The sequence below is a fragment of the Vibrio mediterranei genome (assembly GCF_013364395.1).
Taxonomy (GTDB): domain Bacteria; phylum Pseudomonadota; class Gammaproteobacteria; order Enterobacterales; family Vibrionaceae; genus Vibrio; species Vibrio mediterranei.
Genome location: NZ_JABXGK010000002.1, coordinates 49467 through 61508, shown reverse-complemented (window position 1 = coordinate 61508; position 12042 = coordinate 49467). Strand labels below are relative to the sequence as shown.

General features: G+C 46.4%; 9 protein-coding genes. All 9 read right to left on the bottom strand.

Features of this window, described 5'->3' with window-relative positions; genetic code table 11:
• Position 1: 1 nt before the first annotated feature.
• Entirely contained in the window at positions 2 to 586 is a 585-nt protein-coding gene (locus HOP38_RS13715) for a flavodoxin family protein (RefSeq protein WP_198558351.1), read from the bottom strand.
• A gap of 3 nt (positions 587 to 589) precedes the next feature.
• Positions 590 to 2044 (bottom strand): molybdate ABC transporter ATP-binding protein ModF, encoded by a 1455-nt coding sequence (gene modF / locus HOP38_RS13710; protein ID WP_124940234.1) that lies wholly within the window; start codon positions 2042 to 2044, stop codon positions 590 to 592.
• A 114-nt stretch (positions 2045 to 2158) separates the two neighbouring features.
• The gene (locus HOP38_RS13705) at positions 2159 to 2767 is read right to left on the bottom strand and encodes a TRIC cation channel family protein (protein ID WP_412104864.1); all 609 of its coding nucleotides are present in this window, start codon (positions 2765 to 2767) and stop codon (positions 2159 to 2161) included.
• A gap of 113 nt (positions 2768 to 2880) precedes the next feature.
• Positions 2881 to 3699, bottom strand: coding sequence for a vitamin B12 ABC transporter substrate-binding protein BtuF (btuF, locus tag HOP38_RS13700; RefSeq protein WP_124940233.1), 819 nt, complete (start codon positions 3697 to 3699; stop codon positions 2881 to 2883).
• A gap of 4 nt (positions 3700 to 3703) precedes the next feature.
• Positions 3704 to 4657: a cobalamin biosynthesis family protein gene (locus tag HOP38_RS13695; RefSeq protein WP_124940232.1), complete on the bottom strand. Its 954-nt coding sequence runs from the start codon at positions 4655 to 4657 to the stop codon at positions 3704 to 3706.
• Positions 4658 to 4705: 48 nt separating this feature from the next.
• Positions 4706 to 5401, bottom strand: a complete 696-nt coding sequence (gene mtnN, locus HOP38_RS13690; RefSeq protein WP_006072892.1) for a 5'-methylthioadenosine/S-adenosylhomocysteine nucleosidase — start codon at positions 5399 to 5401, stop codon at positions 4706 to 4708.
• 85 nt (positions 5402 to 5486) lie between these two features.
• Positions 5487 to 5927 carry a DUF1499 domain-containing protein gene (locus tag HOP38_RS13685; protein WP_038223970.1) on the bottom strand — a complete coding sequence of 147 codons (441 nt, stop codon included), beginning with the start codon at positions 5925 to 5927 and terminating at the stop codon, positions 5487 to 5489.
• An 89-nt stretch (positions 5928 to 6016) separates the two neighbouring features.
• Complete coding sequence (locus tag HOP38_RS13680; RefSeq protein WP_038223967.1) at positions 6017 to 7429, bottom strand: FAD-dependent oxidoreductase; 1413 nt, start codon at positions 7427 to 7429, stop codon at positions 6017 to 6019.
• Positions 7430 to 7447: 18 nt separating this feature from the next.
• Complete coding sequence (gene gltB / locus HOP38_RS13675) at positions 7448 to 11911, bottom strand: glutamate synthase large subunit (RefSeq protein ID WP_124940231.1); 4464 nt, start codon at positions 11909 to 11911, stop codon at positions 7448 to 7450.
• Between the last annotated feature and the right edge of the window lie 131 nt (positions 11912 to 12042).

Here is a 12042-nt window from a genome sequence, read left to right as displayed (position 1 = left end):
ATTATTCTAACATAACCTGATGACGACGTTGGTGGGTTAAGTCAGCAATTCGGCTACCAAAGTAATGTGCAGTTTCTAAGTCATTAGGATGAACTTGCTTATTGTCATAGTAGCTTGCCACTAAGCCAATTGAGGAACCTGTGCGGTTCAAAGCTTTGTTATCTGTGTGTTTTGAAACATCTAACCCTGCCCAGATCATACCGTGCTGGCAGGCTAAGGCAAAGAAACCAAGCAGCGTTTGTTGCTGCTCACCATTGAGACTACCGCCCATGGTAAATCCTGCGGCGAGCTTATTACGCCAATTGAGTTGGACATACTCATCGCTACTTGCATCCATAAACGCCTTAAATTGAGCGCTGGCCGAGCCCATGTAAGTAGGACTTCCGAAAACAATAGCATCGAAGTGCTTTAGTGATGAAAGTAAATGATTATTGACGTAACGACCCTCTTCAATATCACGGCTCTCAATCTCAAACAGAGTGGCATTACAGAGCGCACACTCGATGCCACTTTGAATGGCTTTTGCGAGTGCTCGTGTCGCTCCACTCATAGAGAAGTAAACAATAGCGATGTTTGACATATCAATCTCCTACATAGGCTGTGTGAGTTCAACGCGATAGTATTCATCGTCTTCATCTTTAATAAAATCGACAAAATGGTGAATGCTGTCTAGTTCATCTTCCACATAATGGGAGACATAGAGCAACTGGCTTAAGTTTTCTTTGGCTATCATATCGAGGGCATTCATCACCAGCTTACGGCCTAGAAAATCAAGCCCTTGATAAGGCTCATCCAAGATAAGGATAGTAGGCTGTTTGATAATAGCTCGAGCAATTAAAAGGAGTCTTTGTTGACTATATTCGAGGGACTTAAAAGAACGGTCGTGCAAGTGCTCCATATGAAGCAGCGTTAACCACTCTTTCGCCGCATCTATCTGATTTTGGCTAGGCTTATCATAAAGTCCGATAGAGTCGAAAAAGCCCGATAGCAAGACTTCCAAGGCGCTGCAACTGACACGATATTGCAAGTGAAGTGCAGAAGAGACCATGCCAGTATGCTGTTTGATGTCCCAAACGGTTTCTCCGCTGCCGCGCTTCAAACCATAAATCAGAATGTCATTGCTATAACATTGTGGATGATCGCCAAAGATCATGCCGAGCAATGTACTTTTTCCACAACCGTTTGGTCCACGAACTTGCCAGTGCTCTCCATTGTTAATCTGCCAGTTTACGCCGGAGAATATTTTTTGGTCGACGTATTCTACGTGTCCATCGGTAATTTTAACCAAGGGGTCTGGAAACTTCGATTGATGTTGATGCTTACGAATTAGCGCAAGCCATTGTTCGCTTTGAGCTGAAGATTGAGCCAGTAGCTGTGAAATGACAGGGTGAGCGCGCCATTGCTGGTAGCTTAGTTGCTCGGTCAATGTACCATCTTCAAACATCGCGACATGATTAACCCAAACCGGGATTTCATCTTCCCTTGAGGTGATCACCACCAATTGAATATGCAGTGATAGGTCGCGAAGGTAGTCGGCGAGCATTTTGCGATGCAACGTATCTAAGCCGACAAATGGCTCATCCAAAATAAGCAGTTTAGGTGAGGTTGCTAATGCTCTAGCTAACATAACGCGACGTGTTTCGCCGGTTGATAGTTGCTTAAAGCCTCGCTCTCTTAAGTGCAAAAGATCCAGCTCTTGAATCAACTGCTCTGCTACAGTTTCGTTGCTGGCAAACTCGGATACCAGTTGAGCCACGGTACGACCAAAATCGATTCGATCCATAAAGTCGGTATCGTCATTGGCATTTTCCAGTTCAAGTAACCGCTGCTGTTCTGCTAAAGAAACTTGTGCGATGCCGGTTTGTAAACCAAGAATCTCCCCTTTTTTAGGAAGGATTTCTTGGCACAATAAGTCGCCTAATAAGGAGCCTACATTGCCTTGGGTTTCAAATACTGCCCAATGCTCACCAGATTGAATGCGCCAATCTGGAATAGAGATAGAACCAGATCGGTCAAAAGAAACGTGATTGAAGATGACATCCATAGACTTTCCCTGTCATTGGTCTGAGATAAGATGAATTAACCAACATACTAAAGCGAAAGGGAAAAATGAAGAGTAAAAGCTAGAGATTGTTATCTCTAGCTTTTGGTAATCAGGTTACTTATCTAAAGCAAACGTAGGTAAGGATAAGTGCCAGCGAATAGCGCCTAAGCGAATAACCAGCGTTGCAACAATACAACACAAGAAGGCTACTTCTGAAGAAGCACCAAGTAACAGAGCTGAGGTATGGAAAACACCACCTATGATACAGGCTGTTGCGTATACCTCACGGCGCAGTACCATAGGAACCTCGCGAGCCAGTACATCCCGAATAATACCGCCACCGCATCCGGTAATTACCCCCATAATGACTGCAACCATATAGGAGTCTTGGAATAACATTGACTTCTCAACCCCGATACCGACAAAAACCGCAAGACCAACGGCATCGCACACTGGTAACACATACCAAGGAAGTCGACGTGGATGGCGAATCAATAGCATGGTCACAATACAGGTGATGAAAATGACCCAAAGGTAAGTGTTGTCGGTGATCCAGAAAACTGGCGTTGCACCGAGTGCCATGTCTCGAATCGTGCCGCCACCTATCGCAGTGACGCTACCGAGTACCATTACACCAAAAGGATCCATCCTGAGTCTTCCTGCAAGTATCACTCCTGATATCGCAAACACTGCCGTACCAAATAAGTCGACCAAATAGAGCATGGAGTCCACAGCTAGTTTCTCACTGAAGCATTAAAAGGAAAGTTCGCCAATTTTACGGGATTTAACGATTGCGCCTAGTGGTTCGTAGCTGAATGTGATCCATCTCTCAATTATTATTGAGTTCTTACCTGATCCAGATACTTGCAAACCTGTTGTATGGCTAGAAGTGTTCTTGGTGTTGGTCTGTTTAGCCAGTCAGACGTCAATGACCACACATGATGTTGGCTAACTGCTGGTAACTCCTGCTGCCACTTGTGCCACATGGTGCCGTTTTTAATGGCATGTTCTGAAGTAAAAATGGCTTGGGGCTGGCGAACGATTACTTGTTCAGGGCTGACTTGTGGATAGGGGGCTTTGCTATCGGCAAAAATATTTTCACCACCACAAAACTCAAACACTTCGCTCGGCCAACTGCCTTGCGCTAAGGTGATAATGGGCTTTTCACTTAGCTGGTAAAAGTAGCGAACGGGTGTTTCTGTGTCATATTTTTGCTTTAACTGCGCTAAACCTCGACGAAACTCTTTGGCTGCGTTTAAGCCAATGGAAGGGTCATCGGCATATTGGCTTAATTTCTCGATGTTGATAGCGATATCATCGAGAGTTTTGGTTTGTGAGTAAAATAGGTTAAATCCCAGCTTTTCTAGTTTCTCCAATTCACGTGCAGGGTTTCCCGCTGGCCAGACAAGAATGAGGTCAGGTTGCATAGCCACGATTCGTTCCAATTTGATACCTTGGTAATTGGCCACTCGCTCCAACTCTTTCGCTTGCTCTGGATAGTCACTGTATTCACTTACTGCGATAAGCTTATCGCCAAGTCCTGCGGCATACGCCAGTTCCGTAGCATGAGGAGCTAAACTGATAATACGTTGTGTGTCTGCTAGAGCATGTTGAGTTGCCAAAAAAGTAATGACAAGTATGAGCCAATTCTTCATGAAATTAGAAACCTCTGTGAATGATAAACATGACTAGGCTCTGCATCACTAGCCAAAAATAGATACGCCAAGCAATGTGTTTCTGCAACAAGGCCAAGTGATAAGCTGATGGTGCTACTTTTCCGCCGATACGTGCTCGCTGAAGTTTTTCACCTTGATAGATAGCTGGCCCACCAAGAGCAAGCTCAAAACGGTGTGCACAGCCACTGATGAGCCAAGCCGTGACTGGGTTATGCCACGATTTAGCTTGCATTATGGCGTGTTTAATAGAGGTAATGGGCAGACCAGCAAACATGAGTATTGAAAACAGCTTCTGGGGTGCGAAATCCAACAGTGAAAATAGCCAAGCAATAGGTTTACCGAAACTAGCAAAGCCTTTTTGGCTAGGACTCCAATTGCGAGCGAGCTCTAAAGTCAGTCGATACAGCAAAGCGCCAACACCACCACTAACGCCGTACCAAAATAGCACGCCGACTACGTTTCTAGCATAACTCAGAAGTAGAGTTTCAGAGCCTGCCTTGCCTATGCCCAGAAGCGATAGGTTGTTGGTCTCTCGGTTTACTTTGGTTGACAGCAGTCTACGCGCATTGGCTTTATCTTCTTGAGCGAGGGCATTAATAAGTTTGTGGGCGTACTGTTCGTTGTTGCGCCAATCAATGGCCAAGAGAAGCAAGGCTAATTGATAGAATTCTGGCTTCCAAACTAATGGCTCAAGAGCCCAAAGTACTAGGCTAGTGGGGACTAACATTAGTAACAGGGCAAGCCAACCCGCAAGGCGTTGTTGCTCGTTTGTTGACGATGGGGAATTGACTTTACCTGCTACTAGCGCAGCAATCTGCTGCCAAAATAGAACAGGATGAGCGGCGGAGGGGATTGGAATTAGCAGATGAAATAACAGCGCACTCCACATTACCAGTAGTGCGCCATTTCCATATAAACTCTCTAGAAAAGAGCTCATTCAGCAGTCCTTGCGTTTTATTTCCCTTAGGAGGCTTAAGTTGAAGGGTTACTTAAGCAAATCCACCATATTTACTACCATTTCAGACGAGCTTTGCGCTGCCAAAGGTAGGAATTCTTCGAAGCTCATTGGTGACTCTTTGTCTGCCACGTCAGAGATAGCACGTACCACTACGAAAGGTGTATTGAACTGGTGGCAAACTTGCGCGATAGCTGATGCTTCCATCTCGACAGCGATAACACCAGGGAAGTTCTTACGGATAGTTTCTTGACGCTCTGGACGACATACAAACTCATCACCAGTACAAATTAGACCACGTACTGCGTGCTTATCTTTCATCTGTGCAAGCGCTTGTTCTGCTGTTTCCATCAATTTAGCGTCGGCAGCGAAGGCCGCTGGTTGACCCGCCATCTGACCAATTTCATAGCCAAATGCCGTCACATCAGCGTCGTGATGACGAACTTCAGTGGAGATGACGACATCTCCTAGGTTGAGTGAAGACTCAAAGCCACCTGCAGAACCTGTGTTAATAACCACATCAGGTTGGTAATCGCTAAGAAGAATCGTTGTTCCTACAGCTGCCGCTACCTTGCCAATACCTGACTGTAGCAAGACAATGTCTGCACCGTTAAGTTGACCAGTAAAGAAGGTGCAACCGCCTTTTTTAGTTTCAACAAGGTTTGTTAATGCTGATTTTAGGATGGAAACTTCTTGTTCCATTGCGCCAATTACGCCGATTTTCATAGAGATTCTCTCAGGTTGGAAAACGTATTTGGCGTGCAGTATAGCAATAGTCTTTGCACAGCCCAACCATTGCTATAGCAATTACTCAAGGGTTTGCTTCAATCAGTCCTGATTCGATCAACTTGAGGCGAAATGCTTCAACTCTTTCACGGTTCACGTCAAAGTCGTAATAGCCAATTCTAGCTTCGGAGCGAACCAATAATTGGTCTCCTTCAATTTTTAGCTCCATATCATCGACATAGCGAAAAACACTGGAGGTGTATTCGACTCGCAGATAATTGCCTTCTTTGGCCGCAACTTCGGCATTCGGAAGGGTTAAGGCGACTTGTTCTATCTGATTGATATTGGTGTTTGGCGTCAATGTGAATGGGGCAAGTGTAAACTCTTCTCGGCTATCTTGAGTTGAAACACACCGAGGACTATCGCCACAGGGTTGCTCTGTCCGGTCCGTTGTTGTTTTATAACCTGCACCGCATGCGGTTAGGATCATCACTGAAGAAAGTGTAAGCCACTTGGGTAATGTCATAATCATCCCTTAAACAAAAGCCCAGCTAGGCTGGGCTAAGAAAACAATGGTCATTCTGATTGATGAAGATCGGAATGGCGTGTCTGGTGTTAGACCTCTAAGAAGTCTAGTATGCCTTCTGCCGCTTTGCGCCCTTCGTCAATGGCAGTAACCACGAGATCTGAACCACGAACTGCATCACCACCAGCGAAGATCTTCTCATTGGTCGTCTGATACATAAATTCTTGAGAGGCTGGAGCTTTGATCCGTCCCCATTGATCGAGTTCTACACCGTGAGGTTCAAGCCATGACATCTGGTGCGGTTGAAAACCGAACGCCATGATAACAGCATCAGCGGCAAGAACGTGTTCACTGCCTTCTACTGGTTCTGGACGCCGACGACCAGCCTCATCGGGCTCACCTAGTGCCGTTTTCACTACTTTAACGCCGCATGTGTTGCCATTGGCATCCACCTCTATGCCTAGAGGCTGCAAGTTGAACATAAAGTTCACGCCTTCTTCACGAGCATTTTTTACCTCGCGTCGGGAGCCCGGCATGTTAGCCTCATCTCGTCGATAAGCACAGACAACGCTACTAGCTCCTTGGCGAATAGACGTTCTGACACAGTCCATAGCTGTGTCACCACCACCAAGAACGACCACTTTTTTACCTTTCATATCAATGAAAGGATCAGAGGCTTCCAACTCCATAACTTTGTAGGTGTTGGAAATCAAAAATGGTAGGGCATCAAATACACCAGATGCCTCTTCATTTGTCAGACCTGCCCGCATGTTTTTATAAGTGCCGACACCTAAAAACACCGCATCATAGTCTTTAACTAGTGTTGCCATGTCGATATCTTTACCCACTTCAGTATTGAGCTGAAACTCGACGCCCATTTCGCTAAAGATTCGACGTCGGTTTAACATGACATCCTTTTCCAACTTGAACGATGGGATACCAAAGGTCAGCAGTCCGCCGATTTCTGGGTAGCGGTCAAAGACAACAGGCTTAACACCATTACGAACTAGGATATCGGCAGCGGCTAGTCCCGCCGGGCCAGCACCTATGATAGCCACCTTCTTGTCCGTCCACTCCACATGGGACATATCCGGCTTCCAGCCCATTTCAAAGGCTTTGTCGGTAATGTATTTCTCGACATTACCTATAGTAACGGCACCAAAATCTTCGTTGAGTGTACACGAGCCTTCACAAAGGCGATCTTGTGGACAAACTCGTCCGCAGACTTCAGGTAGACTGTTGGTTTGATGTGATAGCTCGACAGCTTCAATGATTCGTCCTTCATTCGCCAGCTTAAGCCATTGAGGGATATAGTTGTGAACGGGGCATTTCCACTCACAATAAGGGTTACCACAGTCAAGACATCGGTCTGCTTGAGCGGTTGCTTGTTGTTTCGTAAAGGGTTCGTAAATCTCTACAAACTCAATTTTGCGAACCTTGAGCGGCTTTTTAGCCGGGTCGACGCGGTTCACATCAATAAATTGGTATACGTTCTGGCTCATAATTCTGGCTCCTTCCAATTATTGTGCTTGAACGCGCAGCTCAGCGGCGCTTCTGCTTTGATGACCAAGTAGTGTGCGTAAATCCGCAGCTTTTGGTTTGACTAGGTAGAACTTTGGAATCCATTCATCAAAGTTCGCCAGAATATTCTCAGCATGCACAGAGCCGGTTTCTTCTAAATGCTCGGCAATCAGTCCACGAAGGTGTTCTTGGTGAATATAGAGATCGGATAAAGAGATAGCTTCGACAGATTCGGTGTTCACACGCCCTTCAAAGTCCTCGTTAGTATCCATCACATAGGCAAAGCCGCCCGTCATACCGGCACCGAAGTTCACGCCTGTTGCACCTAGAATCGCCACGATGCCACCAGTCATATACTCACAAGCGTTGTCGCCTGCCCCTTCGATAACTGCAATCGTGCCTGAGTTACGAACACCAAAACGCTCGCCAGCGGTCCCTGCGGCGAACAACTTACCGCCAGTGGCGCCATATAAACAGGTGTTACCAATGATAGTGGCCTCATTACAAGTGAATGTTGTACCGACATGCGGCTTCACGACCAGCTTACCGCCAGCCATGCCTTTGCCTACATAGTCGTTAGCATCACCGGTTAGATAGATTTCAACACCACCCGCGTTCCATACCCCAAGAGACTGACCCGCTGTACCATCGAGGTAAAGCTTAATAGGGCGACTCGCCATCCCCTGGTTGCCATAACGTTTGGCGACTTCACCTGAGAGTCTCGCTCCTGCAGAGCGATCGGTATTACGGATATCAAAGTAGAAGCTACCACCTGATTTAGCCTCGACCGCAGCTTGCGTTTCTTCGACAATCTTTTGGTTTAGCAGTGCTTTATCGAACGGCTGATTTGGCTCTGTCCAGTACAAAGGCAGCGAAAGAGGTGAGATAGGGGCCTCCAAGATATTCGACAGGTCAAGCTTGGCTTGTTTCGCGGTCATACCTTCGAGACTCTCGAGCAGATCAGTACGACCGATAAGGTCAGTAAGCTTTTCTACTCCTAACTGAGCGAGTAACTCTCTTACTTCATCAGCAAGACCTGTGAAGTAGTTGACCACCATTTCAGGTAAGCCCTTAAAGTACTCTTTTCGTAAGGTCTCATCCTGAGTGGCTACGCCCGTGGCACAGTTATTCAAGTGACAAATACGTAAGAACTTACAGCCCATAGCCACCATTGGTGCAGTACCAAAGCCAAAGCTTTCCGCACCTAAAATTGCAGCTTTGACTACATCAAGCCCTGTTTTAAGACCGCCATCAACTTGAAGACGAATCTTGTGTCTTAAGTTGTTGGCAACAAGAGCTTGTTGAGTTTCAGCCAGACCGAGTTCCCAAGGACAACCTGCGTATTTGACCGACGTTAGTGGACTAGCCGCAGTGCCGCCATCGTAGCCGGAAATAGTGATAAGATCGGCATAGGCTTTTGCTACTCCTGTTGCGATAGTGCCAACTCCCGGCTCAGACACCAACTTAACTGACACGAGCGCATTTGGGTTGACTTGTTTAAGGTCGAAAATCAGCTGTGCTAAATCCTCAATAGAATAGATATCGTGGTGAGGAGGTGGGGAAATCAAGGTAACACCTTGTACTGAATGGCGCAGTTTGGCAATTTCCGCTGTCACTTTATGGCCAGGAAGCTGTCCGCCTTCACCGGGTTTAGCACCCTGAGCAACTTTGATTTGCAATACATCGGCATTAGTCAAATAGTGCGGCGTGACACCAAAGCGTCCAGAGGCAATTTGTTTAATGCGAGAGTTACGATTAGTGCCAAATCGACGCGGATCTTCGCCACCTTCACCTGAATTAGAATATCCGCCAAGCTTATTCATCGCCATAGCTAGTGCTTCATGAGCTTCTGGGCTTAAAGCACCAATGGACATTGCAGCAGAGTCGAAACGTTTATACAGCTCTGAATTCGGCTCGACTTTGTCTAGTGCCAGTGGTGAGTCTGACTTTTTAAGCGCCATCATATCGCGCAGCATAGACACAGGACGTTCATTTACTTGTTTGGCAAACGTCTGATAATCAGATGATTCACCACTTTTCACTGCTTTTTGCAGCGTACCAACAACATCTGGGTTGTAGGCGTGGTATTCGCCGTCATGAACATATTTTAGTAGTCCACCGTGCTCGACAGGCTTGCGTTTAGCCCATGCTTTTCTAGAAAGGTTAAACAGGTCTTGTTGGAAGTCTTCGAAGTTTGCACCTTGAATACGAGTAGTCACTCCCTTGAAGCAAAGATCGACGATATTGGTGTGCAGACCAACGGCTTCGAACAGCTGAGAGCAGCGATAGGAGGCAACGGTGGAAATGCCCATCTTGGACATAATTTTATACAGACCTTTATTGATACCGTATTGATAGTTTTGCATCACGTCTCGGTAGCACTTATCAATAGCACCATCATCGATCAGTTTACCAAGTGCTTCGTAGGCCAAATAAGGGTAGATAGCCGTAGCGCCGAAACCAAGCAATACAGCAAATTGGTGAGGGTCTCGGGCCGTTGCAGTTTCAACGATAATATTGGCGTCACAACGTAAGTTGGCTTCGATTAAACGAGTTTGCACCGCGCCGACGGCCATCGCTGCCGGAATAGGTAGTTTTCCTTTGACTAGAGCTCGATCTGAGAGAACCAATAAAACGGTTCCTTGCTTGATGACGCTCTCGGCACTATCGCAAAGGTCAAGCAGAGCTTGCTTGAGATCTTTCTCATTTGGGTCGTAATTAATGTCCAAAATAGTATTGCGATAGTGCTTATCACTCAGCTCTAAGAGTTGCTGCATATCAGAGTAAAGGAGTACTGGAGAGTCGAATGTGACTCGATAAGCGTGACCATCGGTCTCACAAAATACATTCATCTCTTGACCAACACTGGTCGCCAATGACATCACATGCTTTTCGCGCAGTGGATCAATTGGTGGGTTGGTGACCTGAGCAAATTTCTGACGGAAATAGTCGGTGACCAAGCGCTCTTTAGAAGAGAGGACTGCCATTGGGGTATCATCCCCCATAGAGCCGACGGCTTCTTGGCCCATATCACCTAAAACACGTAATACCTGATCCGTCTCTTCGTTCGTCATAGCGAACTGCTTTTGATAGGTTTTCAGCAGGGGTTCATCAAAACTGCGAGCTCCGACTTGGTCGTCCGGTAATTCACTAAAGGAGGTCAGTTTGTGGACGTTGTTTTCCATCCACTCTCGGTAAGGATGACGGCTCTTTAGATCGTTATCTATGTCTTCTGAATGCCATAGCTCACCTTGTTGAGTATCGACAACAAGCAGCTCGCCGGGGCCAACACGACCTTTCTCTGCAACTTCATCAGGCGCGTAGTCCCAGATACCCACTTCAGACGCTAAGGTAATCAAATTGTCTTTGGTAATCACGTAACGCGCTGGACGTAGGCCGTTTCTATCTAGGTTACATGCGGCATAGCGACCATCTGATAATACGATCCCAGCGGGTCCATCCCATGGCTCCATGTGTTTGGAGTTGAAGTCATAGAAGGCACGCAAATCAGGATCCATATCTGGGTGATTTTGCCATGCTGGTGGCACAAGCATACGCATGGCACGGAAGATATCCATACCTCCAGACAGGAACAGATCCAGCATGTTATCTAAGCTGGATGAATCTGAGCCAGTCTCATTCACGAATGGTGCAGCGGTTTGTAAGTCAGGCAGGAGCGGTGATGCGAACTTGTAGGCACGCGCTTTTGCCCATTGTCTATTCCCCTCAATAGTATTGATCTCACCATTGTGCGCCAAATATCTGAATGGCTGTGCTAATGGCCAGCGAGGTTGAGTATTCGTTGAGAAACGTTGGTGGAATAGGCAGATCGATGACTCCATGCGGAGATCAGCAAGATCGAGATAGAAGCGTGGAAGATCAGCTGGCATGCACAGCCCTTTGTAGACGATCACTTGCGTCGATAAGCTACAAATATAGAAATCTTCATCATCGATGATGCGCTTTTCAATGCGACGTTTGGCTATATATAAGCGTCGTTCAACATCTTGTTCACGCCAACCTGCGGGTGCAGAAATAAAGACTTGAACGATGTCGGGTACCGAGTTCAGTGCGATTGGACCAAGTACGTCATCATTGGTGGGAACGTCTCGCCAACCGGAAACAGTGAGTGTTTCCTGTGACAATTCTTGGTTGATGATATCTTTCGCTGACTGCGCTTTTACCGGGTCTTTGGAAAGAAATAGCATGCCTACGGCGTATTGTTTGCCGAGGTTCCAACCATTTTCTTCTGCGATGAGTTTAAAATAAGAATCCGGTTTTTGGAGTAGTAGGCCACATCCGTCGCCTGTTTTTCCATCTGAGTTGATACCGCCACGGTGAGTCATGCGGTCTAATGCTGAGATTGCGGTGCGAACCAGTTTGTGGCTGGGCTGACCTTGCATATGCGCAATAAGACCAAATCCACAGTTGTCTTTTACAAGACTTGGATCGTAAAGAGCCATTGCCTTTCTCCCTTTGAGCTTGCTGTCATCCTGACAGTAAATTAATGCTTTTTAATGACTTTTTGTTGTTATTTGCGTCAAATTTTTAGAATTTATAAACTTAACAAATTGTATCTATTCTATTTTCACGA